We start from the raw sequence: 23,564 nt of genomic DNA, 5'->3' as shown, positions 1-23,564 counted from the left end.
GTGGGGGCGGCATGGAGTTCATGCTGGCTCGGCGAGGAAGACGGCGGCACGCCTCGACGGTTCCGGAGAGCGGGCTCACCGGGCCGGTCGAAATCCCCGAGCCCAAGCCGGAAGACCAGCCGAAGGACCTCCGCTCGCGGCTCAAGCGCGCGAAGACGTCCGTGGCGGGCACGGTGCGCGGCCTGCCAAAGGTCGTGAGGCTGACGTGGCAGGCCAGCCCGATCCTGACGATCCTCCTGGCGCTGATCACGCTGCTGTCGGGCCTCCTGCCGACCCTGACCGCGTACATCGCGAAGCTGCTGCTCGACTCCGTCGTCGCGGCGATCCAGCACCGCGGCACTACGGCCGACATCGTCAACGTGGCGCTGTTCCAGTTCGGCGTGCTCGCCGCGACCGCGATCAGCAGCGCGCTGACGTCGATCGCGCAGTCGCTGCTGCAGGAACGCATGACGCTGACCATCCGCCACCAGGTGATGGCGCACGCGAGCGAGCTGCACCTCGCGTACTTCGAGGGTTCGACGTCCTACGACATGCTGCGCCAGGCCGCGCAGGAAGCGCCGACGCGGCCGCTGTCGATGATGAACTCCGCGCTCGGGCTCGTCCGGACGCTCATCACGTTCGGCAGCATGGTCGCGCTGCTGGTCGCCGTCAGCCCGCTGCTGGCCCTGGTCGCGCTGCTGGCGCCGATCCCGGCGTTCATCTCGCAGTCGAAGTACGGCTCGCGCGCGTTCTGGCTGACGTTCCTGATGTCGCCGATCAAGCGGCGGATGGACTACCTGTCGTCGCTGGTCACGACGGACACGTACGCCAAGGAGACGAAGCTGTTCGGGCTCGGCCCGTACTTCGTCGACCGGTTCCGCCGGCTCGGCCTCGTGTCGTACGAGCGGCAGCGGAAGCTGACGATCAACCGCAACATCAGCTCGACGTCCTGGGGGCTGCTGAGCACGTTCGCGGGGTCGGCCATCGCGCTGTACATCGCGCTGCAGGCGGTCGGCGGACACCTCACCCTGGGTGACCTGGCGCTGTACACGGCCGCGGCGACGTCCGTGCAGGCGTCGGTGTCCGGGCTGTTCACGGCGTTCTCGGGGATGTACGAGAACAACCTGTACCTCGACACGCTGTACCGCTTCCTGGACACGAAGCCGGAGATCACGGCGCCCGCTTCGCCGCGCGCTCTTCCGTCCACAGTGGAAGGTCACATCGAGTTCGACTCGGTCACTTTCGCCTACCCGGGCGCCGACGAGCCGGCGCTCGACAACGTCAGCTTCGAGATCCGCCCGGGCGAGACGGTGGCGGTCGTCGGCCGCAACGGCGCGGGCAAGTCGACGCTGTTCAAGCTGCTCTGCCGGCTCTACGACCCGACCGCCGGCCGCATTCTGCTCGACGACGTCGACATCCGCGAATACGACCCGGTCGAGCTCCGCACCCGGATCAGCGCGATGTTCCAGGACTACGTGACGTACCAGGGAACGGCGGCGGAGAACATCGGCCTGGGTGACCTGACCCGGCTGGAGGACCGTCCGCACATCGAGAACTCGGCCCGCCGAGCGGGGGCGGACGAGCGCATCGAGCGGCTGCCCAGCGGCTACGACAGCCCACTGGGGCGTTGGTTCGACCAGGGCGTGAGCCTGTCCGGCGGCGAGTGGCAGAAGATCGCGCTGGCCAGGGCGTTCCAGCGTGAGGCACCGCTGTTGATCCTGGACGAGCCGACATCGGCACTGGACGCCCAGGCGGAGCACGATCTGTTCTCGCGGCTGCGTGAGCTGTCCGAGGGCCGGACGACGCTGTACATCTCGCACCGGTTCTCGACGGTGCGGCAGGCGGAGCGGATCCTGCTGCTGGACCACGGAAAGGTGGCGGAGTACGGGACGCACGAGGACCTGATGGCGGCGAAGGCCGGATACGCGGAGCTGTTCACCCTTCAAGCGCAGGCGTACCTGGACGAGGTGCCGAGCTAGGCGTCACGTAGTGGCCGGGCAGCGAGGTACCACCGCGCAGCTCGTTGTCCGGCCAAGGGTGTGCCTGCGGGTACTCCCCGGTGTCGCCGACGGTCACGGTGTCGAGCACGCAGCTCGCGAGCTTGACCCCTTGGCCGCCCGAGCCCAGCTCGATCCGGCACCGCTCGAATCGGCAGTTTTCGGCGAGCAGCGGCGCCAGGGAGAACGGTTGGTCGTCGCGGCCGATCGAGAGGTCGAGTTCCAGGTCCGCGAAGTCGCACCGGTCGAACACCATCCGGCCGAAGGTGAAGTCCAGCTGCGAGAAGTCCACCCGGGACGCCGCGAACCGGCAGCGGAAGAAGGCCACCGACGACGACTGCAGGTAACCATCGGCGAAGTCGACCGTCTCCCCGGCGAACTCGGCGCCGACGAACTCGGCTTTGCCGGCGGTGAGGGTCAGCCCAGCGAAGTTCGTGTCGGTGGCGGAGAACCGGGCACCGTGGAAGCTGAGCAGTTTCCCGAACTCGGCACCGGCGAACGAAGCCACCCCGCCGACGAACTCGGCGCCGTCGAACAGGACCTCGCCGCTGAACTTGCGACGGGCGAAATCGGCGTTCTCGAACGTGACACCGGTGAAGTCGAAATCGAGCGCGGACCACGACGGTTTCCCGCTCTGGCGAGTGCGGTCGCGGATCACGCGCAGGATCGCCTCCCGCACTTCGGCCTCGCCGTCAGCTTCGCGAGTGATCCGGAGGTAGCCGCACAGGACGTCGACGCAGACCTGGCGTTTGTCGGCCCAGTCATCGGCGAGCCCGGCCATGGCGTAGACGCCGGCGAGCCGAACGGCCGGGCTGTCGTTCGCAAGCTGCTCGGCGGCGCTGCCGAAGCGTTCGTTGAACTTCTGGACAACCTCGCGGTCAGCTTTTTCCACCGCGAGGGCGTGTTCCTCTTCCGTGACCCGCTGCTTCCGGTAGTTGACGGCGAGCAGCACGACCCCACCGAACCCGGCGACGACCGAGAGAGCGATCTTGAGCAGGTCGAGCACCTGGGCGACGTCGAAGACGCCGGCGGTCGGCAGCCGCGGCCAGCCGAGGAACCAGAGCAGCCCACTGCCGGTCGCCCCGGCCACGAGCAGGGCCACGACCAGCCAGCCGAGGACGGACACCGCCATCCCTCGCCGCCGGACCTCCCGCTTGCGCTGGGTCCAGGTAACCCCGGCGAACGCCGAGCCCCCGCGGCGGCCGTACCACACCACGATCAGAGCCAGGACCAGGCACAACGCGATGAGGAGCCAGCGGAGCCAGTCGGACACGATCGGTGAGACTAGCGGGTGACTCGTGGGCCGGGAGCAAAACGGACAGGTCGTTCGTTGTACGGGTATGGCTGTCGCGTTCCTGCTTTACGTCTTCGCCGAGATCGCCGCGATCTGGGCGGTGGGTTCGGCCGTCGGCGTGCTCGGCACGCTGGGCCTCCTGCTGGCCGGCGCCTTCATCGGCTCTTGGCTGGCCCGCCGCGAGGGTGCGAAGGCGATGCGGGCGTTCATGGACACGGCCCGCGCTGGGCGTCCGGCGGAGAAGGAACTCACCGACGGGATGCTGGTGGCGCTGGGTGGGGTGCTGATCCTGGTGCCGGGGTTCGTCAGTGACGTCCTCGGGCTGCTGCTGATGCTGCCGCCGTCGCGCGCGGTGGCTCGGAAGCTGTGGTTGAAGCGGATGGAGAAGCGGGCGGTCCGGTTCGCCAACCAGCGCCGGGGGCCGGTGATGGTGGTGGACAGTGAGGTGGTTCCGGAGCAGCCTCAGCCTCGCCGTGACCAGCCGACGGTGATCGAGGGTCGGATAGTGGAGAACTGATCACTCGTGGGCCTTGCGATGCAGCGCGAGGTACTTCGCGTCGATGTGGTGATCTCCCACCACTCGAAGAACCCCCGATGCCTTGCCGTTGCAGGTCACCGACAGATCGTCGCTTACCAAGATGGCGCCTAAGTCGAAGAGGGCATGGCAGTTCGGACACAAACAGAGCATGTTCTCCGGGATGTCCGGTCCCTTGTGCGCTCCGCCCACCGCTTGGATGTGCGCACCCTGCGCGTAGCCCCGTCCGGCAATAGACAGCCTTATTCCGCACATCTGGCACGTGTAGTCGTGAGCTTCTTTGACGAAACGGGCCACTTCGATCGAACGGACGATCGCCTCGCCAGATGTGGGGCGCCGAGTGGGCGTAAGGGTACCCGAGGGGGCCTTTGCGTGAGCTGGCTCAGTGGGTAGCTCAAATTCGCCACCGGGCACCATTGCGTCCACGACTCCTGCTCTCACCATCAGGAACCGGCACACCTTGTACCCGTGCGATTCCCTTTCGTACCAGGAGTCCTTGACCAAGAAGAGGCCGTCGTATCGGTAACCGCTGGCCGGTCCGTGCTCGGCTCTCTTTCCGCGGATTACCCGCACTGGCGTGCCGTTGATCTTGCTTGTCACGAGGGCCGCGTTTCCGCGGTCTTCGAAGGTCTGATTGCGGACGTGCCGGCGTCCTTCGAGACCACCGTGGCCCGTGTAATACAGGACGTCTCCCTCATCGCGATCCGCGTAGCCGCCAGATACGACGATCGATTCCGCGCCACGCTTCCGCGTGCCCGCGATGCCGGCCTGAGTCTCCCGATGTACCCCGCGGTCAAACGCCTCACGACGACTGGCGAAGCCAGTACCCACAGGAACTCCTGCGATCTCACCCCAGGGGTGATCAGGGTCGTGCGGGGTTGCAGTGATGGCGAAGCTGTCCGCTGTGCTCATGGATTCACTCTAAAGGTGGACACCGACAGTTTGGTGTCACCAACGTGCGACAGCTAGGCCCCGGATGGCTTGGGGATGTCGAAGTAGCTGGAGAACCGGACCGCTGGGGCGTACTCGCCCTTCACCTTCACCCGGCCCGTCACGAACATCGCCGCCACCGCTGCGTTGCCCGTTGCCATCCGGATGAAGTCGTCCACCGACAGCGTGATCGTGGTGTCCGGGGTGCGCGACAGGTCCGTCGAAGAAACGCACAGCCCGTCTTCGATCACCGTCTGGAAACGGTCGTACCCATCTTCACCGGAACCGTCGGAAAAGCGCCAAGAAACCACGAAGTCCACGTGACGGGCGCGGTCCGGCAAGAAATGCTCTGACATTCGACGGAATATCTCGTCCAGGAACACCGAACGCAGCTCCGGGTGGTCCGCGATGGCCTTCAGCTGATCGCGGGAGGCTCGGCGGACCACGTCCACCAGGACGTCCGTCGACAGGGAGCTCAGCTCGATGCCCGCGCCGGACTCGCCCAGCATGTGCAGCGTTTCCAAGACCTGGATGAACTGCGGGGGCGTCAGGTTGGCGAGGACCAGCTTCTCCGCGAACGCGTTCACCGCGTGGCCGCCACGAACACTGCGGGGCCGGGAAAGGCGCCACTTCGCTTTTCGGGGCACGACCACGAACTATACGGGGTGAGGGAGGTCGAAGAATCCGATCAGGCCCGCCGCGAAGGCCAGGTCGCCCTTGACCTTGATTCTTCCCGTGACGAACAACACCGCCGGCGTCGCCTGGTGGGTGATGAGCCGGAAGAAGTCGGGCGGGGCGATCGTGATCGTGACCCGAGGCGAGGAGCGCATGTCGCGGGTGACCGTGCACGAACCGTGCGAAATCAGCGTCTCGTAGCGGTCGTAGCCGCCTTCACCTACTCCACCCGACATGCGCCAGTGGACCACCGCGTGCTGGTCACGGGCCTTGTCGGACCGGATGTGCGCGCCCATGCGCGCGAAGATCTCGTCCAGTACGCGCTCGCGCAGGGGCCGCTCCGCGACGACGCTCTCGAGCTGCGCGCGGGACGCCGAGGACACCAGGGACGCGAAGCGCGCCGGCTCGACCTTGCTCAGGTCGAACGCCGGGGCGCGCTCCGCCAGCCGCAGGAGCGCGCTCAGGAGTCTTCGGAAGTCGTCCTTGCCGAGATCGCGGGGGTTGACCGCGTCGGCGAGCGCGTTGACGTCGAGGGCGTGCGCCTCCGCACTCAGCGGGTCGAGGCGCTCCAGTGCGTTCAGCAGCGCCGCCCCACGGAGCTCCGCGACCTGATCTGCGCTGGTCATCCCGGCGTTGTCGGCCATGGTCACTCCCTCTCAAGTTACTCACCCGTAGGCTACCCGCCAGTAGGTAGGCGGGCAAGCGTGCCGAAATCACCCTCCCGGGGCAGCGCCCGGTACCGTCTCCGGGCAGCAACAGGGAGGTCCAGCGTGTCAGAGGATGATCAGCGTCCGCCCGAACGGGCTCGGCGGCTGCCGCGCGCCGTGCGCGAGCGGCAGATCCTGGACGCCGCCGTCCAGGTGTTCTCGCGCCACGGCTACCACGCGGCCTCGATGGACGAGATCTCCGACGTCGCCGGCGTCTCGAAGCCGATGATCTACACCTACCTCGGGTCCAAGGAGGACCTGTTCGGTGCGTGCATCCGCCGCGAGGCGACGCGGCTGCTCGAGGCCATCCAGGCCGGCGTGCAGCCCGACCTGCCGCCGGACATGCAGCTCTGGCACGGCCTGCGGTCGTTCTACCGCTTCGTCGCGGAGTACCGCGAGTCGTGGACGGTGCTGCACCGCCAGGCGCTGACCGTCGGCGGCGCGTTCGCCGCGGAGATCACCGACATGCGGGCGCGCGCGATCCAGCTGGTCGCGGCGCTCGTCGTGTCCGCGGGCACCCGCAAGGGCGTCGGCGAGCAGGCCGAGTTCTCCGGTGAAGGTCTGTCCGCGGCACTGGTCGGAGCGGCCGAGTCGCTGGCCGACTGGGCCCTCGACCACCCCGACATCTCCGACGGCGTCCTCGCGTCGTGGCTGATGAACCTCGTCTGGCTGGGCTTCAACGACCTCATCGAGGGCGAGGTCTGGAAGCCGTCAGAGTGAGCTGATCGTCCCCTCCAGGTGCGGCTTCGACCCGCTCCACAGCTCGAAGGCCCAGCCTTCCGAAGTGGACCATGACGTGAAGCCCACCTTGGCCGGCAGCAGCACCGGCTGCTTGAACCGGACGTCCACCGTGAACGCCGACGGCAGCCGGCCTTCGAACGCCGCCAAGGCGTGAGCCTTCGTCCACATCCCGTGGGCGATCGCGCGAGGGAAGCCGAACAGGCGAGCCGTCAAGGGGTGCAGGTGGATCGGGTTGCGGTCGCCCGAGACCTCCGCGTAGCGCCGGCCGATGTCGCCCGGGACTCGCCAGATCGCGTCCGGGGTCGGCGGCGCCAGCTGCTCACGGCGACCGGAAGAACCCGAGGAAGAGCCGCGACGCAGGTACGTGCTCACGTCGATCCACACGAGATCGTCCCCGGCCCAAGCTTCGCTGACGACGTCGAACTGACGGCCCTTCTCGTGCGGGCGCAGGTTTTCCGCGCGAACGCGGATCGTCAGCGGCTCGCCCAGGCGCAGCGCGCGGTGCTGGGTGATCCGGTTCGCCACGTGCACCATGCCGAGCAGCGGGAACGGGAACCCCGGCTCGGTCATCAGCGCCATCTGCAGCGGGAACGCCAGCATGTGCGGGTACGTCGCGGGCAGCTCGTCGCTCAGCCGGAAGCCGCAGACCGTGTTGTACGCCGCCAGGTGCGCCGGGTCGACGACGACGCCCGTGCGGACCAGCTCGGTGTCCGGCAACGTCGAACCGGACGCCTTCCGGAGCACCCCGCCGAGCAGCGCCTTCGGGTACAGCGTCGCCAGGCTCGGCGTGCTGTCGAGTTCGCGGATCACCACGTCAGGCCCCCAGCAGGGCCTGGCCGCAGACGCGGACCACGTTGCCGTTCACCGCGGCCGACGCCGGGTTCGCGTACCAGGCGATCGTCTCGGCGACGTCGACCGGCAGGCCACCCTGGCCGAGACTCGACAGCCGCCGCCCGGCTTCGCGGATGAACAGCGGGACCGCCGCCGTCATCTTCGTCTCGATGAACCCGGGCGCGACGGCGTTGATCGTGCCGCCGTACGCCGCGAGCTGCGGCGCGCCGACGTTCACCATGCCGATCACGCCCGCCTTGGACGTCGCATAGTTCGCTTGGCCGACGTTGCCGGCGATGCCCGCGATCGACGAGACGCCGATGATGCGGCCGTTCTCGTTGAGGATCTTGTCGCCGAGCAGCTTGTCGTTCACCGCGAGCTGCGACGCCAGGTTCACCGCGATCACCGAGTCCCACGCGCTCTCGCTCATGTTGCCCAGCGTCTTGTCACGCGTGATGCCCGCGTTGTGCACGACGACGTCGACGCCGCCGTGACGCTGCTTGAGGTACTCCGCGAGCTTCGCGGGCGCGCTCGGCGAAGTGATGTCGAGCTGCAGGGACGACCCGCCGATCTTGTTCGCCACCTTCGACAGGTCGGCGCCCTGGGCGGGGATGTCGAGCGCGACGACGTGTGCGCCGTCGCGGGCCAGCACCTCGGCGATCGCCGCGCCGATGCCGCGGGACGCGCCGGTGACCAGGGCGACCTTGCCGTCGAGGGGCTTCTCCCAGTTCGGCGGCGCGGTCGCCGTCTTGCCTTCGGCGCCGATCCGGATGACCTGCGCGTCGACGAACGCGGACTTCGCGGAGAGCAGGAAGCGCAGCGTCGACTCCATCGCTTCTTCGGCGCCGTCGGCGACGTACACGAGCTGAGCCGTCGCGCCGCGCTTCAGCTCCTTGCCCACGGAGCGCACGAAGCCCTCGAGAGCGCGCTGAGCGATTCGCTCGCGGCCCTCGACCTGCTCTGGCGGCGTGCCCAAGATGACGACGCGGCCGGACGGCCCGACGCTGCGGATCACCGGGTGGAAGAAGTCGTAGACCTCGCGCAGGCGTGAAGGGTCCGTGACGCCGGTGGCGTCGAAGACGAGCGCCGCGTGCCGGTCGGCCGCGGACGTGACGACGTCGATGCCGGCGTCGGCCAGTTGATCCTTCAGGGTCTTCTCGAGCCGGCCGCCGGGCGCGACCCCCAGAAGTGCGGGACCCTCGAGGGCGGGTTGCCCGGGCTGGTACCGGCGCAAAGTGGCGGGGCTGGGCAGGCCGAGCTTCGGCACCACGAACTTCCCCAACGGGGTTTTCGTGAACTGCTGGTACCTGTCAGCCATCGATTGCCTCCCGTGCAGTCTGCGTCACGTCGCAGTCTAACCTACTCCCGAGTAGGTTACAGTGTGAGAGACACGACCGAGAGGTGGAGAAATGCCCCCCAGGCAGAGGCAACCGAAGCAGGCGCCCTCCGTGCGCAAGGTCGCGATCATCGGGGGCAACCGGATCCCCTTCGCGCGGTCGAACGGCCCGTACGCGAAGGCGTCGAACCAGGACATGTTCACCGCCGCGCTCGACGGTCTGGTCAGCCGCTTTTCCCTGCAGGGCGAGGTGATCGGCGAGGTCGCCGCCGGCGCCGTGCTCAAGCACTCCAAAGACTTCAACCTGGCCCGCGAGAGCGTGCTCGGCAGCAAGCTCTCGCCCGCGACGCCCGCGTCCGACGTCCAGATGGCGTGCGGCACCGGCCTGCAGGCGATCATCAACGTCGCGAACAAGATCGCGCTCGGCCAGCTCGACTCGGCCATCGCAGGCGGCGTCGACACCACGAGCGACGCGCCGCTGGCCGTCAACGAGGACCTGCGGCAGATCCTCATCCAGCTCAACTCCGCGAAGACGCTCGGCGACCGGCTGAAGCTCGTCGCGAAGATCCGCCCGGGGCACATCGTCCCGGCGATCCCGCGCAACGAGGAGCCGCGCACCGGCCTGTCGATGGGCGAACACGCGGCGCTCACCGCGAAGCTCTGGGAGATCACGCGCGAGGCGCAGGACGAGCTGGCCGCGGCCAGCCACCAGCACCTCGCCGCCGCGTACGACCGCGGGTTCTTCGACGACCTCGTGACGCCGTTCCTCAAGCTCGCGCGCGACCAGAACCTGCGCGCCGACTCGACCGCGGAGAAGCTCGCCAAGCTCAAGCCGGCCTTCGGCGGTCCGGACGGCACGATGACCGCGGGCAACTCGACGCCGCTGACCGACGGCGCGTCGACCGTCCTGCTCGCCACCGACGAGTGGGCGAAGGCGCACAAGCTGCCGGTGCTGGCGTACCTGACGTTCTCGCAGACCGCGGCCGTCGACTACGTCCACGGCGAGGAGGGCCTGCTGATGGCGCCCGCGTACGCCGTGCCGCGGATGCTCGCGCGAGCCGGGCTTTCGCTGCAGGACTTCGACTTCTACGAGATCCACGAGGCGTTCGCGTCGCAGGTGCTGGCCACGCTCAAGGCGTGGGAGGACCCGGCGTTCGCCAAGGAGAAGCTGGAACTGGACGAGCCGCTCGGCGCGATCGACCGGGCGAAGCTCAACGTCAACGGCTCGTCGCTGGCGGCCGGGCACCCGTTCGCCGCGACCGGCGGCCGGATCGTCGCGACGCTGGCGAAGCTGCTGAACGAGAAGGGGTCCGGCCGCGGCCTGATCTCGATCTGCGCGGCCGGCGGCCAGGGCGTCACCGCGATCCTGGAGAAGTAGCTCCCAAGCCGTAAGGCCACTTTCAGGAACTTCAAGTTCCTGAAAGTGGCCTTGACGGCACTTCAGGATCAGCTGGGGAGAGCCTTCTGGGCCCGCTTCGCGAGCTTGTTCGCGCGCTTCTCGGCCTTGCGGCTCAGCTTCCCGGCAGCGGCTCCGACGTCCTTCGCGGCGTGACGCGCGCGCCAGGCCGCCGACGGCTTCCCGTGCGTGTCGCTGACCGCGAGCAGCAGGCCACCGGCCATGCTCGCGTTCTTGAAGAACTGGATCTGCTGCTGCTGGCGCTCGCCCGGGTCCTTGATGGTCCAGAAGCTGTGCGTCGACAGCGTCGTCGGCACCAGGCTGCCGAGCAGGAGACCGGCCGCGAGCCGGGGCGCCTTGCCGGTGGCGAGCGCGAGGCCGGCACCGATCTTCACGACGGCGTCGATGCGGACGAGCGTCACCGGGTCGCGCGGAACCTGCTCCGGGACGACGTCGCCGACCTTGGCGAAAGCGCCGTTGATAAAGGGTTCCGCCGCCTTCGCGTGCCCCTCGGCGTGCCTCAGCGCATTGATCCCGCCGGTCACGAACATCGCTGCCAGCAGGGGACGTGCCAGTCGACGGAGTATCACGGTCATTGCCTTCCTCGTACGGGCCGCTGCCTGGTCGAACCTACTCGCTGAGTGCCCGCTCGGCCTGCCCTCGAACCCTCATCGTGGTTTCTGCGCAAATATCGCCACGGCACTAGAGAGATCTAGAAAGCCTTAGTGGTTGACCTTGACGCAGCGTCAACTTCTATCGTCGACGTCATGGAGTGGTCGATCCAGGACATCGCCCGCTCGGCCGGGACCACGAGCCGGACGCTGCGCCACTACGGCGCGGTCGGCCTGCTCGAGCCCAGCCGTCTCGGCAGCAACGGCTACCGCTACTACGACGAGCAGGCGCTCGTCCGGCTGCAGCGGATCCTGTTGCTGCGCGAACTCGGCCTCGGGCTGCCGGCCATCGCGGAGGTCCTGGACGGGCAACGCGACCGCGTCGCCGCGCTCGAGACCCACCTGGAGCTGCTCGAACAGGAGCGGCGGCGGATCGGGCGGCAGATCGACTCGGTCCGGACCACGCTGCGGAAACTGAAGGGAGGTGAACGACTGATGGCAGAAGAAGTCTTCGACGGCTTCGACCACACGAAGTACGAGAAGGAAGTGACCGAACGCTGGGGCGCCGAGGCCTACCGGCGCGGTGACCAGTGGTGGAGCTCGTTGTCCACCGAGGAGAAGAAGGCCCACCAGCAGGAGCAGCTGGACATCGGCGCGGCGTTCGGCGCGGCCCACGCGGCCGGGCTCGCGGTGGACTCCGACGACGTCCAGGCGATCGCGCGCCGGCTGCACGCGTGGCTCAGGCCGGCGGTGTCGTCGGTGTCCGCGGGCTACTTCGCGGGCCTGGGTCGGCTGTACGTCGACGACCCGCGCTACGGGTTCGAAGGCGCGGCGGCGGAATTCGTCCGCGACGCGATGAAGATCTACGCGGAACGGAACCTGAGCGACTAGCGCGACGTCGTAGTGCGCGCTGGGGGTAGAGACGAGCAGGGCTGCAGACCTGTTCGTCTCTATGTACGGCCATCCGGTCGAACCTCGGCGACACGCCTAGCCGTCTATGGCGGAATATCGGGCTCGCGCTAGATACGCCGATAACTTGGCAGAGTGGACCCCATCCGCAACCCCTTCGCACCGGGCGCCGGGCAGCGGCCGCCCGAGCTGGCCGGACGCGAGCGTGAGCTCAAGGCGTTCGAAGTGGTGCTGGAGCGGGTCTCGCGGGGGAGACCCGAACGCAGTCTCGTGCTCACCGGGCTGCGCGGGGTCGGCAAGACCGTGCTCCTCGGCGAGCTGCGCGCGATGGCCGTGCGGCACAAGTGGGGCGCCGGGAAGATCGAGGCGCGGCCGGACGCCGAGCTGCGGCGGCCGCTGTCCGCCGCGCTGCACCGGGCCATCCGGGACCTCGCCGTGCGGCACCGCGCGCCGGACCGGGTCGAAGAGGTGCTCGGCGTGCTGAAAGCGTTTGCGCTGCGGGCCAACAAAGCCGACGCGAAGCTGCGCGACCGCTGGCAGCCCGGCATCGACGTGCCCGCCGCGCAGGGCCGCGCGGACTCCGGGGACATCGAGATCGACCTCGTCGAGCTGTTCACCGACGTCGCCGAGCTGGCCGCGGACGTCGGGACCGGCGTCGCGGTGTTCATCGACGAGATCCAGGACCTCCAGCCCGACGACGTCTCCGCGCTCTGCGCCGCCTGCCACGAGCTGTCGCAGTCCGGCGCACCGCTGGTCGTCGTCGGCGCCGGGCTGCCGCACGTGCCCGCCGTGCTCTCCGCGTCCAAGTCGTACTCCGAGCGGCTCTTCCGCTACGCGCGCATCGACCGGCTCGAACGCGAGGACGCCGACTTCGCCGTGATGGCGCCGATCGAACGCGAGGACGCCGGCATCGAGCCGGAAGCGCTCGACGCGCTCTTCGACGCCTCCGGCGGCTACCCGTACTTCATCCAGGCCTACGGCAAGGCCGCCTGGGACGCGGCGCCGTCCGACCCGATCACGGTCAAGGACGTCCAGGTCGCGGCGCCCGAAGCGGAGTCGGAGCTGGCGGTCGGCTTCTTCGGTTCGCGCTACGAGCGCGCGACGCCCGCCGAACGGGAGTACCTGCAGGCGATGGCCGAGCTGACCCAGGGACGCGACGAGCCCGCGGGCACCGCCGACGTCGCCGTGTTCCTCGGACGGAAGCCCTCTTCGCTGTCGCCGGCCCGCGACAGCCTGATGAAGAAGGGCCTCGTCTACTCCGCCGAGCGGGGCCAGATCGCCTTCACCGTGCCGCACTTCGGCCACTACCTGCTCGGACGCGACTGACCTGGACTTTTCCGGCTGTCTCGTGATCTATGAGCATCACTAGATTTCTATCGCAAAATCACTATAGCTCCTTATAGAGCGGTAACGGGGTTGCTTCGTCGTGACCGCGGCCACCCTCGATCCCTCCGGTCCTTACCCAAGTTTGCCGATGATTCATCGGCGAGTGCGCCAAGTCACCGGACATTCATTGGAATCCTTGTGAAAAAAGGTGCATACTAGAAGCACAAGCCACCAAGACCCTCGAAGGGGATGCAGAAACCGATGAACAACATCGCCGCCAAGCTCCGTGCCCGTCGCGCTGAGGTTCGCACTCGCCGGGCGCTGAACCGGGCGATCGACACCGCCGCGACCGCGACGGTCCGTCAGGAACTCATCGCGATCGCGCAGGCTCGCTCGGGCTACATGCGCTGACCCAGGCCCCACCTGTGGCGGTCGCCCATTCGAGTGACCTATGCCACAAAGTGCTGAGGCTGTAACGCCACCCAAAGTGGCGTCGATACCCCCTACGACCCCGTGATGCTGGCGGACCCCCGACCTGGCAGCATCGCGGGGTTTCCCATGTCCGGGGTACGAAAATCTTCTTGCCCTCGCCGGCTTCCGCAGTATTCTTTGACTTCGTCAACGAGTTTGTTGAGGTGGTCAATGAACAACGCTCAGGTGGCCGACCGGGTGGCCGCGGTCCGCGCCTTCAACCGGCTCTACACCGGGGTCATCGGCGTGCTCGACGAAGGACCGGCGGACGCCGAGTACTCGCTACCGGAAGCCCGTGTGCTCTTCGAGCTCGCCCACCAGGACCCGCTGCCGGTGACCGACCTGCGCAAACGTCTCGACCTCGACGCCGGCTACGCCAGCAGGCTGCTCGCTCGCCTCGAGTCGCGCGGGCTGATCGAGCGCGAACGGTCCGGTGAGGACGCCCGCCGCCAGCTCGTGCGCCCGACGGTGGCCGGGCGGGACGCCTACGCCCTCCTCAACCGCCGCTCCACCGAGCAGATCAGCGGGCTGTTGCGTCGTTTCGCCGACGAAGACCAGCAGCGCCTGCTGGCCGCCATGCGCACGATCGGCGACCTCGTCGGCGAGCGCCGGCGCGACCCGGTGCTCGTGCTGCGTCCGCCACGACCGGGGGACCTCGGATGGGTGGTGGAACGGCACGGCGCGCTCTACGGCCGGGAGTACGGCTTCGACGACCGGTTCGAGGGGCTCGTCGCGCGCATCGTCGCGGACTTCGTCGCGCACCGCGACGACCCGCGGCAGGCGTTCTGGATCGCCGAGCTCGACGGCGAGCGCGTCGGCGGCATCGCGTGCACCCGCGGGCCGGACGAGGCCACGGCGAAGCTGCGGCTGCTGCTGCTCGAGCCGTCGGCCCGCGGCCACGGCGTCGGCAAGCGGCTGGTCACGGAGTGCGTCGAGTTCGCGCGGGCGCACGGCTACCGCGGGATGGAGCTGTCGACGGTTTCCATCCTCACCGCGGCGCGCTCGATCTACCGCGCGGCCGGGTTCGAGCTCGTCCGCGAAGAGGATTTCGCCGACTGGGGCCCGAAGCTGACCGACGAGACCTGGCGCCTGGAGTTCTAGCGCGGCTTTCGGCCGAGCAGGTAGAACTCGGGGTTCGGGCGCAGCGCGGTCAGGTGCGCGAGCCGGTTCGACATCGCGAACAACGCCGTGATCGCGCCGACGTCCCAGATCTCGTCGTCGGTGAGACCGGCGTTGCGCGCGGCTTCGAGGTCGCCTTCGCCGAACAACGCGGAGTCCTGGGTGAGGGCGAGCGCGAGGTCGACGATCGCGCGGCCGCGCTCGTCCAGCTCGACCTGCCACGGGTTGCTCGACACGCGATCGGCCAGCTCGGGGTCTTTGGCGCGGATGCGCAGGATTGCCCCGTGCGCGACGACGCAGTAGGTGCAGTGGTTGGCCCCGGACGTCGCGACGACGACGAGCTCGCGTTCGGCCTTGCTCAAGCCGTCGGAGCGCTCCATGAGGGCGTCGTGGTAGTCGAGGAAGGCGCGCAGCTCGGCGGGACGGTGGCCGAGGGCGCGGAAGATGTTCGGCGTGAACCCGGACTTCTCCGCGATCACGCCGACGCGCTCGCGGAGGTCGTCGGGCAGGTCTTCGAGTTCCACCACCGGGAATCGGCTCACGTCGCTCATGGGCTTCACGCTAGCCGTGTCGATTCCGTGGCGCCTCGTTCGTCTAGGGGCCATTCTCAGCGGAGACGAAGGAGCCGACATGCCGACATTCGCCGCGTTCATGGTGTTCCCGCCGGAGCCGGTCGAGCCGGACCCGGACCTGGTCGCGAGCGGGATCGACCGGTACCTGGCCTGGCAGGAGGAACTTCGGGCCGCCGGGCGGCTGGTGACCGCGGCCGGGCTGGCGCCGGACTCGAAGGTGGTGCACGCGAGCACCGTCCTGAACGGGCCGTACACGGAGTCGAGTGAGGTGATCGCCGGCTACATCGTCGTTCGAGCCGACAGCCTCGATGAAGCGGCGAAGCTGTTTCTCAAGCACCCGATCGCCGAGGACGGGATCGGCCGGTTCGTGCTGCACGAGATCGCGCTGACCGACCAGGACGCCCGCGAAGCCCACCTGCGATGACGACGGCCGGGGTGGTCGAGCGGCTGTTCCGGCACAGCACGGGACCGATCCTCGCCACCCTGACCCGGGCGCTCGGACCGGACCGGCTGGACCTGGCGGAAGACTGCCTGGCCGACGCGCTGGAACTCGCTTTGCGCAGCTGGCCGGTTTCCGGTGTACCGGCCAACCCACGCGGCTGGCTCTTCCGGGTCGCCCGCAACCGGGCACTCGACGCCGTGCGCCGCGAGAAGACGTTGCGCGCGAAGCTTCCCCTGCTGACCGAGGGCGTACCGGAGGCGGACGACGGCGAACTGGCGTTGATGTTCCGGTGCTGCCACCCCGCGCTGCCGCGCGTCTCCCAAGTCGCGTTGACGCTGAAGATCGTGGGCGGATTGGGCGTCCGGGAGATCGCTCCGGCGTTGCTGGCGAAGGAATCCGCGGTCGCGCAACGACTCGTGCGCGCGAAGAAGTGGTTCCGTGAGTCCGGCGAAGCGGTCGAAGTGCCGGAGCCGCTGGAGGCACGCTTGGACGGCGTGCTCGACGTGCTCTACCTGCTGTTCAACGAGGGCTACCAGGCCACGACCGGCGAGCTGGTGGTGCGCCGCGAGCTGTGTGCCGAGGCGATCCGGCTGACCCGGCTGCTGATCGCCGACGCGCGGACCGACCTGCCGCGCGTCGGCGCGTTGCTCGCGCTGCAGCTGCTGCAGGCCAGCCGGCTGCCGGCGCGCGACGAGCTGCTGCCGATCGACGAACAGGACCGGAGCCGGTGGGACGCCGCACTCGTGCGGGAAGGGGCGCAGGTCTTCGAGCGGTCCTGCGCCGGGCCCGAACTGTCGGCGTTCCACGTCGAAGCCGCCATCGCGTTGTGCCACACCGCGCCGGAGCCGGATCGGCGGCGGATCCTGGCGCTCTACGACGATCTGCTGCTCGTGCGGCCGTCCGTTGTCGTGCGGCTCAACCGGGCGATCGCGCTCGCCGAGGTCGGCGGGCCCTGGGCCGGCATCGCCGAGGTGGAAGCGCTGCGGACAGAACTCGCCGGGCACGTGCCGTGGTCCGCCGCGCTGGGGGCGTTGTACCTGCGGGCCGGGGACTCCGACAAGGCGGCGCGGCACTACCGGCGAGCGCTCGACCTGCCGTGTTCCGGGCCGCAGCGGGCTTTCCTCGAGCGGCGCCTGGCCCAGTGCGGCTGATACCTGGTTGGCTGTGCTCGTGACGGACTACGTCGACGGGTACTGCGAACGAGTTGCGCCCGGGCTCTGGGGTGAGCCGCTCAACAGTCTCAGCAACCTTGCTTTCCTCGTCGCCGCGGTGCTGGTCTGGCGGCTGGCCACCGGCAACCGGACGGGGCGGCTGCTCGCCGTGCTGATCGGGCTGGTTTTCGCGGCCAGCACGGTGTTCCACCTGCTCGCGACGCGCTGGGCCGCCACCGCGGACTCGGTGAGCATCCTCGTTTTTGTACTGGTCTACGTCGTGTTGTTCGCGCGCGTCTTCTACAACTGGCGATTGGCCTGGCTCGCCGCGCCCGCGTTCCTCGCGCTCACCGTCGTCACCGCGTTGCTGGGCGGTGGCCTCTACCTCTCCGCGCTGATCGGGCTCGGGATCTTCGCCGCGCTTCTGGCCTTCCGCCGTGACGTCTACTGGACGCACTTCGCCGTCGCGGGTGCGGTTTTCGCGCTCTCGCTGAGCTTGCGCGCGCTCGACCGGGACGTGTGCGACTACGTCCCGGCCGGCACGCACTTCCTTTGGCACCTGCTCAACGGCGTGGTGCTCTACCTCGTTTCGCGGACGATGGTCAAGCGACTCCGTCCTTAGTGGACCCCGATGGGGCGCAGGTCCTTGTCGTTCTCGTCGGCGTGGTAGTCCTCGGCGTTGGTGTCGTCGGTGCCGTTGAAGATCTTCATCCGGCGCGCGATGACCGTGACGATCGCCGCGACCACCAGGTTGGCGATCAGGGCGACGAAGCCGACGTAGATCTGGACCTGGGAGCCCGAGAACGGGTGCCAGCCGAAGATCGACATGTTGCCCAGAGCCAGCGCCGAACCGCCGAAGTGCTGCTTGCCGTTGGCCGGGTTGGGGATGCCGTACAGCATGATCAGGCCCCAGCCGATGCCGACGACCCAGCCCGCGATCAGGCCCCAGCGGTGGAACCAGCGCGTGTACAGCGCGAGCGCCACGGCCGGCAGCGTCTGGAGGATCAGCACGCCGCCGATGAGCTGGAGGTCGATCGAGAACTGCGGGTCGATCAGGATGATCACGGCCACCGCACCGAGCTTCACGACCAGCGAAGCCAGCTTCGCCTGCTTCGCTTCTTCGGCCGGCGTCGCGTTCTTGCGGATGTACTCCTTGTAGATGTTGCGGGTCCACAGGTTGGCCGCGGCGATCGACATGATCGCGGCCGGCACCAGCGCGCCGATCCCGATCGCGGCGAACGCGATGCCGGCGAACCACGACGAGAACTGGGTGTCGAACAGCACCGGGACGATCGTGTTGCCGTCCGCCTTGCCGGTGGCCGCGTTCGTCAGCGGCTTGACGCCCGCCGTGATCGCCACATACCCGAGCAGCGCCAGCAGGCCCAGCACCAGCGAGTACGCCGGCAGCGCGACCATGTTCCGCTTGATCACGTTGCGCCCGCGCGAGGCCAGCACGCTGGTCAGCGAGTGCGGGTAGAGGAACAGCGCCAGCGCCGAACCCAGTGCCAGCGTCGCGTATTGCAGCTGGTTGTTGGCGGTCAGCAGGATCGACCCGGCCGGCTTGCCGGTGGCCGGACTCGGCGTGCCGAGCTTCTTCGCCGCCGTGTCGAAGATGTGCGACCAGCCGCCCAGCTTCGAGGGCAGGTAGATGATCGCCACGAGGATGACGATGTAGATCAGGATGTCCTTGACGAACGCGATCAGCGCCGGCGCCCGCAGGCCGGACTGGTACGTGTAGAACGCCAGGATCACGAAGGCGACCAGCAGCGGCAGGTGCCCGACGAGGCCCGAGCCGTTGATGCCCATCGTCCGCAGCACGGCTTCGAGGCCGACCAGCTGCAGCGCGATGTACGGCATGGTCGCGACGATGCCGGTGATCGCCACCAGCAGCGCGAGGATCGGGGAGCCGAAGCGCCCGCGCACGAAGTCGGCCGGGGTCACGTAACCGCGAACCCGCGAGACGGACCACATCCGCAGCGCCGGCAGCAGCACGATCGGGTAGACGACGATCGTGTACGGCAGCGCGTACAGGCCGAGCGCGCCGGCGCTGAACACCAGCGCGGGCACCGCGACGAAGGTGTACGCCGTGTAGAGGTCGCCGCCGAGCAGGAACCACGTGACCCACGAGCCGAACTTGCGGCCGCCGAGGCCCCATTCGTCCAGGTGGTCCAGCGTGCTGCCCCGCTGCCAGCGCGAGGCCATGAAACCGAGGACGGTGACCAGCGCGAACAGGATCGTGAAGATGATCAGTTCGGGCCACTGCAGGTTGCTCATCGAGCGTCCCCCTCGTCCAGGTCCTCGATGCTCAGCTTGTCCGGCGCGCCGGTGGTCCGCTTGTCCCGCGTCATCATGTAGACGATCCAGGTGCTGAGCACCCCCACGGCGACCATCAGGAACTGGAACCAGTAGAAGAACGGCATCCCGAACAGCCGTGGACCGTCCATGTTGAACAGTGGCGTGACCAGGACCAGCAGCGGGACGATCAAGAGCAGGTTCCACGGGCTGAACCGCAACCCGCGCACCTTCCCGTCGTGCTTCTCAGTCGACATCGGACCTCACCTAACACTCCCGTAACCGACCGCCTGACCTTAGAACCTCGGTGACGGCGCGTCACGTCTGTCCGATATCGATTTGATCGCTGACGCTCACCGGTGAGAGTGACCCCGGGATCTCCGCCTACGGCAACGCGGGTGTGGACAAGGTCGTGGAGGCTTACGTGGTCGACGGCGTGGTGCCGAACGACCAGAGCCTGCCGGGTGTGGCACTTCCGGTGCCTCCGGGCGCCTGAAGCCACTAGGTGTTGTGGAGCCCCGTCGGGCGTCGGCTCGGCGGGGCCCTTTCCACACCTGTGCACAGAGTTGTCCACAGGCGGTGGACAACTCGAGTGGTATTAGAATCACGCTCATGGTGCGCGTACCGCTGACAGACGACGAGCGCGAACGAGGCGAGCGCCTCGGCCAGGCTTTGCGCGCGGCGCGGGCCGGCCGGAGCATGGTCGACGTCGCCGGCGAAGCCGGGATCTCGGTCGAGACGCTGCGGAAGATCGAGACCGGGCGGATTCCCACGCCGGCTTTCTTCACGGTGGCGGCTATCGCGGACGCCGTGGGGTTGCCGTTGGAGGAGCTACGGGCGGCTGTCGCCCCGGTGGGGTCGCCATCGCTCTCCCAGGCGAGCTAGACCGGGCGCAGCTGGTTCAGGATGTGCTCGCGGTCGTTGAGGAACGCGCACGCCGGGACCGGTAAGTCGTAGCTGTTCAACAGCCTCTCGAAATCCGAGAACTCGTCCGCCGACAACCCGAACCCGACCTTGACGGCGTGGGCCGCCAGGACGTCGGCCAGCTCCTCCCACTCGCCGGACCACAGCAACGTCCGGTAGTGCGTGTACTCCTCCGGGGAGAGCCGGTCCGCGAGGCTGGTCAGGACGCTGTCGGCGAAGAAGCTGATCCGGTTTTCCTTGAGGTCCGCCACCGTCGGGTTCGCCGGGTCGCGGGCCGCGTCGGGGTTGCGGGTCACTCCGGGGCCCGCCACCGGGTAGGCCGTGTGGACCTGGCCGTTCTCCTCGACCAGCACGATCAAGTGCACGGTGAACCGCTCGCCCGCGCAGCGCCAGCGGCCGTTCCGCTGCTGCCACCGGGCTTCGCTCGGGTCGTTCGCGACGTCCTTGACCACCGAGATGATGTGCTCGTTGCTCCAGCCGGGCGGGAACTCGCTGGTCGCCCTCCGCCCGACGCCCGGTGCGTGTCCGCCGCCCACGAGTGCTCCCTTCGTCGGAACGAGCGTAGGTCAAATGGCCGCCGACAGCACCACGATGCCGATGACCAGCAGGTCGAGCCCTCGGAAGAGTTGCCGGGTCAGGTTGGCGGGCATTGGTCCCATCGGCGTGTCGACGAAGCCCGGGTTGGCGTAGTCGACGGCCGTGCGCGTGACCGTGCGCAGGATCGACAGCACCGCCAACGGCACGGCCAGCCACGCGCTCGCGGTGAACGACGTCCCGGCCGCGAGGGCCACTACCGCGAGCACGGCCGCCCAGACCAGGCCGGCGACGGCGAGCACCACGCCGTGCGCCAGCACCAGCTCGCGGTTCGACGACCCCAGCCAGCGGCGACGGCCCGGGTTGCGCCACAGCTCGCCGAGCCCGGCGCCGAACGGCGTCAGCGCCACGTACGCGCCGAGGCCGGCCAGGACCGCTTCCGGCAAGGTCGGCAGCGCGATGTGCGCGACGACCACCGCGAAGCCGACCAGCACCACCGCCCCCGCGTAGCGCGACCGGCCGAGCGTGCCCGCCACCGCGAGCCGCAACGGTGTCGGCGGCCGGAGGGAAAGACCGATCGGCGCGGACGGCGGGAGCAGCATCATCGGGTCGAGGAAGGTGACGGCGACCGAGCGCAGCACCCGGCCGTCCCACCCGGCGAGCAGCGCGGACCGGCCCGCGCGCGGCACCGGCTCGCCGCCGAACGCCAGCGGGAGCGCCGCGACCAGCACGACCGCGGCGCCGAACTCGACCGCCTCCGGGCCGACGCCGAACGCGGCGACCGCCAGTCCCAGGACCGCCAGTACCAGCGGCCCGAACGCGTCGAACCGCAGCGACGTCCGCCGGGCCGAAACGAACGCGACCACCGCGGTCGCGGCGACCACGGCGATGCCCGCGCGCCACTGGTCGAGCCCGGCCCCGCCGACGGCGAGCATCAACGCGGCCGAGTAACCGGTCACCGTCACTACGCCGGTCCAGGCGCCGAGCAGCCGCAGCGTGACGACGCGGCCGCGGTCCACCGGCGCGAAGTCGAGCCAGGTCAGCTCGGCCGGCTCGACCCACACGAACCCGCGGCGCAGCAGGCCGCGCCAGGCCACCGCGCAGCAGAGCGTGAGCAGCCCGAGCACGGCCGGGAAGTCCACGTGGGACGACCCGTAGACGGCCTGGCGCCACGCGTCGACGTGGAAGAACGCGGTGAAGAGGAATCCGAAGCCGAACAGGAAGACGAAGGAAGCCGTGTCGCCGCTGAAGATCCCGCCGAACCGCTTGCGACCCGGGATCCGCATCCGGCGGGGCGCGAGTGTCACCACAGTTCGAGCACGCTGTCCGCGGCTTCGAGCAGCGGCGGGTGGTGCGTGGCGACCACGACCGCCGCGCCGGCCGCCGTCGACCGGGCGATCACCTCGACCAGCCACTCCTTGCCTGCGGTGTCCAGCGCGCGCTCCGGCTCGTCGAGCAGCAGCACCCGGTGCGGGCGAGCGGTGACGCCGAGCAGGAGCAGCCGGCGGCGCTGGCCCGCGGAGAAGTGGCCGGAGGTGACGCGCATGCGTTCGCCGAGACCCGCGTCGCGCAGCAGTTCCTCGTGGTCGCCGAGGTCGGCGCCGAACGTGCCGGACAGGAGCTCGAGGTGCTGCATGGGCGTCAGCTCGGCGAAGAAGTCGGAGTCGTCGAACAACACGGACACCTTGCGGCGGAACTCGACGTCCCGTTCGTCCGGCGCCTTGCCGTCCACGAGCACGCGGCCTCGCTGCGGCTTCTGCATGCCGTAGAAGCAGCGCATCAGAGTCGACTTACCGACACCGTTCGGCCCGACGATCGCAGCACACTCGCCGGGATCGACGGAGAAGTCCAGGTCGTCGAACAGCCAGAGATCGCCGGCCCGGACGCCGATGCCCTTCGCGTCGATCATCGGAGTGCTTCGAGCACCGGGGCGAACTGCTCCATGTTCTGCTCCAGGACGGTGTAGTAGGTCAGGCCGAACCGCTCGCGGTGCGCGTGGAGCTGCTCGGCGACCGCGGCGGGCGAGCCGATCAGCGCGGTCGGCAGCTCGGCGAGCTGATCGACGCTCAGCATGCCCCGCGTCAGCTTTCCCAGCTCTTCCAGCGCCGACGCGCGGTCGTCGGTGATGTGGACGAAGTGGCAGAGCAGGTTGAACTCGACCTGGCGGCCACCGAGCTTCGACCGGACGAACTTGACGCGCTCCTCGATGTCCTCGGCGCTGGCCGGGGCGGGCGCGCCGCCGTCCGGCGACTTCGCGGTGCCGGTGAAGCCGATGATGTCGGCGTGCTCGGCGGCCAGCGTCAGGCTCCGGTCGCCGCGGCCGGCGAGCAGCAGCGGCGGTCCTTCGGGACGCACCGGCCCCGGCTTGTGCTCCGGGTCGGCGTAGAGCCGCTTGAGTTCGGTGATCGTCCGCTCGAGGTGGTCGACGCGCTCGCGCGCGGACGGGAACGGCATCCCCGCGGCCTCGAACTCCTCCTTGACGTACCCCGCGCCGAGCCCCAGCTCCAGCCGGCCGTCGGTGAACTGGTCGGTGCCCGTGACGTCGCGCGCGAGCAGCACCGGGTTGTAGAAGGGCGCGTTGAGCACGAAGGTGTTCAGCTTGACGCGCGAGGTGACCTCGCCGGCGAGCACGAGCGCCGGGAACGGCGGCGCCATGCCGAGGTGGTCGGCCGCGGACAGCACGTCGTAGCCGAAGTCCTCGACCTTGCGGCACTTCTCGACCCACGCGGCACGGCTGTCCGGCACGACCATGTTGACGCCGAAGCGGAAATCCCCAGTCATACGGACAACGT

The 23,564-nt window shown here is 69.0% G+C and carries 26 protein-coding genes; 12 read left to right on the top strand and 14 right to left on the bottom strand.

The features are described from left to right. Positions 1-11 precede the first annotated feature (11 nt). Entirely contained in the window at positions 12-1,958 is a 1,947-nt protein-coding gene (locus AB0M59_RS25050; RefSeq protein ID WP_364619037.1) for an ABC transporter ATP-binding protein, read from the top strand. Here AB0M59_RS25050 and AB0M59_RS25045 read toward each other — a convergent pair. Then, positions 1,915-3,249 carry a hypothetical protein gene (locus AB0M59_RS25045; RefSeq protein ID WP_364619035.1) on the bottom strand — a complete coding sequence of 445 codons (1,335 nt, stop codon included), beginning with the start codon at positions 3,247-3,249 and terminating at the stop codon, positions 1,915-1,917. The genes AB0M59_RS25050 and AB0M59_RS25045 overlap by 44 nt on opposite strands. Before the next feature lie 67 nt (positions 3,250-3,316). Here AB0M59_RS25045 and AB0M59_RS25040 point away from each other — a divergent pair, with 67 nt between their 5' ends. Continuing rightward, positions 3,317-3,787: an FxsA family protein gene (locus tag AB0M59_RS25040; protein WP_364619033.1), complete on the top strand. Its 471-nt coding sequence runs from the start codon at positions 3,317-3,319 to the stop codon at positions 3,785-3,787. On the opposite strand, the gene AB0M59_RS25035 is transcribed toward AB0M59_RS25040, so the two are convergent. The 3 genes from AB0M59_RS25035 to AB0M59_RS25025 form a co-directional block, all read right to left on the bottom strand. Continuing rightward, a complete protein-coding gene (locus AB0M59_RS25035) occupies positions 3,788-4,717 on the bottom strand; it encodes a YDG/SRA domain-containing protein (RefSeq protein WP_364619031.1) in 930 nt (309 codons plus the stop codon). Positions 4,718-4,770: 53 nt separating this feature from the next. After that, positions 4,771-5,322, bottom strand: coding sequence for an SCP2 sterol-binding domain-containing protein (locus AB0M59_RS25030; RefSeq protein ID WP_364619348.1), 552 nt, complete (start codon positions 5,320-5,322; stop codon positions 4,771-4,773). Between the two features lie 69 nt (positions 5,323-5,391). After that, positions 5,392-6,054: an SCP2 sterol-binding domain-containing protein gene (locus tag AB0M59_RS25025; protein WP_364619029.1), complete on the bottom strand. Its 663-nt coding sequence runs from the start codon at positions 6,052-6,054 to the stop codon at positions 5,392-5,394. Between the two features lie 126 nt (positions 6,055-6,180). On the opposite strand from AB0M59_RS25025, the gene AB0M59_RS25020 reads away from it, so the two are divergent. Beyond that, positions 6,181-6,837, top strand: coding sequence for a TetR/AcrR family transcriptional regulator (locus tag AB0M59_RS25020; RefSeq protein ID WP_086670992.1), 657 nt, complete (start codon positions 6,181-6,183; stop codon positions 6,835-6,837). Here AB0M59_RS25020 and AB0M59_RS25015 read toward each other — a convergent pair. Further along, complete coding sequence (locus AB0M59_RS25015) at positions 6,829-7,671, bottom strand: MaoC/PaaZ C-terminal domain-containing protein (protein WP_364619026.1); 843 nt, start codon at positions 7,669-7,671, stop codon at positions 6,829-6,831. The two genes, AB0M59_RS25020 and AB0M59_RS25015, sit on opposite strands and share 9 nt — an antisense overlap. 1 nt (position 7,672) lies before the next feature. Next, positions 7,673-9,007 carry a 3-oxoacyl-ACP reductase gene (locus AB0M59_RS25010; RefSeq protein ID WP_364619023.1) on the bottom strand — a complete coding sequence of 445 codons (1,335 nt, stop codon included), beginning with the start codon at positions 9,005-9,007 and terminating at the stop codon, positions 7,673-7,675. Positions 9,008-9,098: 91 nt separating this feature from the next. On the opposite strand from AB0M59_RS25010, the gene AB0M59_RS25005 reads away from it, so the two are divergent. Continuing rightward, positions 9,099-10,403 (top strand): acetyl-CoA C-acetyltransferase, encoded by a 1,305-nt coding sequence (locus tag AB0M59_RS25005; RefSeq protein WP_364619020.1) that lies wholly within the window; start codon positions 9,099-9,101, stop codon positions 10,401-10,403. 68 nt (positions 10,404-10,471) lie between these two features. On the opposite strand, the gene AB0M59_RS25000 is transcribed toward AB0M59_RS25005, so the two are convergent. Beyond that, a complete protein-coding gene (locus tag AB0M59_RS25000; protein ID WP_364619018.1) occupies positions 10,472-11,017 on the bottom strand; it encodes a DoxX family protein in 546 nt (181 codons plus the stop codon). 171 nt (positions 11,018-11,188) lie between these two features. Here AB0M59_RS25000 and AB0M59_RS24995 point away from each other — a divergent pair, with 171 nt between their 5' ends. The 4 genes from AB0M59_RS24995 to AB0M59_RS24980 all read left to right on the top strand — a co-directional run bounded on the left by AB0M59_RS24995 (position 11,189) and on the right by AB0M59_RS24980 (position 14,839). After that, the gene (locus AB0M59_RS24995; protein ID WP_364619015.1) at positions 11,189-11,923 is read left to right on the top strand and encodes a MerR family transcriptional regulator; all 735 of its coding nucleotides are present in this window, start codon (positions 11,189-11,191) and stop codon (positions 11,921-11,923) included. 153 nt (positions 11,924-12,076) lie between these two features. Further along, positions 12,077-13,267, top strand: a complete 1,191-nt coding sequence (locus tag AB0M59_RS24990) for an ATP-binding protein (protein ID WP_364377976.1) — start codon at positions 12,077-12,079, stop codon at positions 13,265-13,267. A gap of 261 nt (positions 13,268-13,528) precedes the next feature. Further along, the gene (locus AB0M59_RS24985; protein WP_167379635.1) at positions 13,529-13,678 is read left to right on the top strand and encodes a hypothetical protein; all 150 of its coding nucleotides are present in this window, start codon (positions 13,529-13,531) and stop codon (positions 13,676-13,678) included. 231 nt (positions 13,679-13,909) lie between these two features. Then, complete coding sequence (locus AB0M59_RS24980; RefSeq protein WP_364619012.1) at positions 13,910-14,839, top strand: bifunctional helix-turn-helix transcriptional regulator/GNAT family N-acetyltransferase; 930 nt, start codon at positions 13,910-13,912, stop codon at positions 14,837-14,839. On the opposite strand, the gene AB0M59_RS24975 is transcribed toward AB0M59_RS24980, so the two are convergent. Next, the gene (locus AB0M59_RS24975) at positions 14,836-15,408 is read right to left on the bottom strand and encodes a peroxidase-related enzyme (protein WP_364619009.1); all 573 of its coding nucleotides are present in this window, start codon (positions 15,406-15,408) and stop codon (positions 14,836-14,838) included. The two genes, AB0M59_RS24980 and AB0M59_RS24975, sit on opposite strands and share 4 nt — an antisense overlap. A gap of 79 nt (positions 15,409-15,487) precedes the next feature. Here AB0M59_RS24975 and AB0M59_RS24970 point away from each other — a divergent pair, with 79 nt between their 5' ends. From AB0M59_RS24970 to AB0M59_RS24960, 3 genes are read left to right on the top strand one after another with little or no spacing between them, the layout of a single operon-like run. Further along, entirely contained in the window at positions 15,488-15,853 is a 366-nt protein-coding gene (locus tag AB0M59_RS24970) for a YciI family protein (protein WP_364619006.1), read from the top strand. Continuing rightward, a complete protein-coding gene (locus AB0M59_RS24965) occupies positions 15,850-17,022 on the top strand; it encodes a DUF6596 domain-containing protein (RefSeq protein WP_364619003.1) in 1,173 nt (390 codons plus the stop codon). Before AB0M59_RS24970 ends, AB0M59_RS24965 begins: the two co-directional genes overlap by 4 nt. Positions 17,023-17,041: 19 nt before the next feature. Further along, entirely contained in the window at positions 17,042-17,644 is a 603-nt protein-coding gene (locus AB0M59_RS24960; RefSeq protein ID WP_364619000.1) for a hypothetical protein, read from the top strand. On the opposite strand, the gene mctP is transcribed toward AB0M59_RS24960, so the two are convergent. Beyond that, complete coding sequence (gene mctP, locus AB0M59_RS24955; protein WP_364618997.1) at positions 17,641-19,296, bottom strand: monocarboxylate uptake permease MctP; 1,656 nt, start codon at positions 19,294-19,296, stop codon at positions 17,641-17,643. The two genes, AB0M59_RS24960 and mctP, sit on opposite strands and share 4 nt — an antisense overlap. Then, positions 19,293-19,571: a DUF3311 domain-containing protein gene (locus AB0M59_RS24950; RefSeq protein WP_364618994.1), complete on the bottom strand. Its 279-nt coding sequence runs from the start codon at positions 19,569-19,571 to the stop codon at positions 19,293-19,295. The genes mctP and AB0M59_RS24950 overlap by 4 nt, the downstream gene beginning before the upstream one ends. A 355-nt stretch (positions 19,572-19,926) precedes the next feature. On the opposite strand from AB0M59_RS24950, the gene AB0M59_RS24945 reads away from it, so the two are divergent. Continuing rightward, positions 19,927-20,199, top strand: a complete 273-nt coding sequence (locus AB0M59_RS24945) for a helix-turn-helix transcriptional regulator (RefSeq protein WP_364618991.1) — start codon at positions 19,927-19,929, stop codon at positions 20,197-20,199. Here AB0M59_RS24945 and AB0M59_RS24940 read toward each other — a convergent pair. Genes AB0M59_RS24940 through AB0M59_RS24925 form a run of 4 tightly spaced genes read right to left on the bottom strand, consistent with a single transcriptional unit; the run spans position 20,196 to position 23,553 of the window. Further along, positions 20,196-20,774, bottom strand: coding sequence for a hypothetical protein (locus AB0M59_RS24940; RefSeq protein ID WP_364618989.1), 579 nt, complete (start codon positions 20,772-20,774; stop codon positions 20,196-20,198). The two genes, AB0M59_RS24945 and AB0M59_RS24940, sit on opposite strands and share 4 nt — an antisense overlap. A 30-nt stretch (positions 20,775-20,804) precedes the next feature. Then, positions 20,805-22,082, bottom strand: a complete 1,278-nt coding sequence (locus AB0M59_RS24935; protein WP_364618986.1) for a DUF6297 family protein — start codon at positions 22,080-22,082, stop codon at positions 20,805-20,807. Then, positions 22,076-22,681 carry an ABC transporter ATP-binding protein gene (locus AB0M59_RS24930; protein WP_364618983.1) on the bottom strand — a complete coding sequence of 202 codons (606 nt, stop codon included), beginning with the start codon at positions 22,679-22,681 and terminating at the stop codon, positions 22,076-22,078. The genes AB0M59_RS24935 and AB0M59_RS24930 overlap by 7 nt, the downstream gene beginning before the upstream one ends. Next, on the bottom strand, positions 22,678-23,553 hold the full coding sequence (locus AB0M59_RS24925) for an LLM class F420-dependent oxidoreductase (RefSeq protein WP_364618981.1): 876 nt from the start codon (positions 23,551-23,553) through the stop codon (positions 22,678-22,680). Before AB0M59_RS24925 ends, AB0M59_RS24930 begins: the two co-directional genes overlap by 4 nt. Between the last annotated feature and the right edge of the window lie 11 nt (positions 23,554-23,564).

It is taken from the genome of Amycolatopsis sp. NPDC051371, from assembly GCF_040682155.1.
GTDB lineage: Bacteria > Actinomycetota > Actinomycetes > Mycobacteriales > Pseudonocardiaceae > Amycolatopsis.
The sequence above is the reverse complement of the archived record's forward strand: the minus strand, read 5'-3'. Positions and strand labels throughout refer to the sequence as shown.

What these genes read in the sequence shown, in the direction of transcription:
- AB0M59_RS25000 (WP_364619018.1), bottom strand. Translation starts at nt 11,017, where the DNA reads ATGACCGTGATACTCCGTCGACTGGCACGTCCCCTGCTGGCAGCGATG.
- AB0M59_RS25005 (WP_364619020.1), top strand. Translation starts at nt 9,099, where the DNA reads ATGCCCCCCAGGCAGAGGCAACCGAAGCAGGCGCCCTCCGTGCGCAAG.
- AB0M59_RS24930 (WP_364618983.1), bottom strand. Translation starts at nt 22,681, where the DNA reads ATGATCGACGCGAAGGGCATCGGCGTCCGGGCCGGCGATCTCTGGCTG.
- AB0M59_RS24945 (WP_364618991.1), top strand. Translation starts at nt 19,927, where the DNA reads ATGGTGCGCGTACCGCTGACAGACGACGAGCGCGAACGAGGCGAGCGC.
- AB0M59_RS24925 (WP_364618981.1), bottom strand. Translation starts at nt 23,553, where the DNA reads ATGACTGGGGATTTCCGCTTCGGCGTCAACATGGTCGTGCCGGACAGC.
- AB0M59_RS25050 (WP_364619037.1), top strand. Translation starts at nt 12, where the DNA reads ATGGAGTTCATGCTGGCTCGGCGAGGAAGACGGCGGCACGCCTCGACG.
- mctP (WP_364618997.1), bottom strand. Translation starts at nt 19,296, where the DNA reads ATGAGCAACCTGCAGTGGCCCGAACTGATCATCTTCACGATCCTGTTC.
- AB0M59_RS25040 (WP_364619033.1), top strand. Translation starts at nt 3,317, where the DNA reads ATGGCTGTCGCGTTCCTGCTTTACGTCTTCGCCGAGATCGCCGCGATC.
- AB0M59_RS25025 (WP_364619029.1), bottom strand. Translation starts at nt 6,054, where the DNA reads ATGGCCGACAACGCCGGGATGACCAGCGCAGATCAGGTCGCGGAGCTC.
- AB0M59_RS24975 (WP_364619009.1), bottom strand. Translation starts at nt 15,408, where the DNA reads ATGAGCGACGTGAGCCGATTCCCGGTGGTGGAACTCGAAGACCTGCCC.
- AB0M59_RS25010 (WP_364619023.1), bottom strand. Translation starts at nt 9,007, where the DNA reads ATGGCTGACAGGTACCAGCAGTTCACGAAAACCCCGTTGGGGAAGTTC.
- AB0M59_RS24950 (WP_364618994.1), bottom strand. Translation starts at nt 19,571, where the DNA reads ATGTCGACTGAGAAGCACGACGGGAAGGTGCGCGGGTTGCGGTTCAGC.
- AB0M59_RS24985 (WP_167379635.1), top strand. Translation starts at nt 13,529, where the DNA reads ATGAACAACATCGCCGCCAAGCTCCGTGCCCGTCGCGCTGAGGTTCGC.
- AB0M59_RS24965 (WP_364619003.1), top strand. Translation starts at nt 15,850, where the DNA reads ATGACGACGGCCGGGGTGGTCGAGCGGCTGTTCCGGCACAGCACGGGA.
- AB0M59_RS24980 (WP_364619012.1), top strand. Translation starts at nt 13,910, where the DNA reads ATGAACAACGCTCAGGTGGCCGACCGGGTGGCCGCGGTCCGCGCCTTC.
- AB0M59_RS24995 (WP_364619015.1), top strand. Translation starts at nt 11,189, where the DNA reads ATGGAGTGGTCGATCCAGGACATCGCCCGCTCGGCCGGGACCACGAGC.
- AB0M59_RS25035 (WP_364619031.1), bottom strand. Translation starts at nt 4,717, where the DNA reads ATGAGCACAGCGGACAGCTTCGCCATCACTGCAACCCCGCACGACCCT.
- AB0M59_RS24970 (WP_364619006.1), top strand. Translation starts at nt 15,488, where the DNA reads ATGCCGACATTCGCCGCGTTCATGGTGTTCCCGCCGGAGCCGGTCGAG.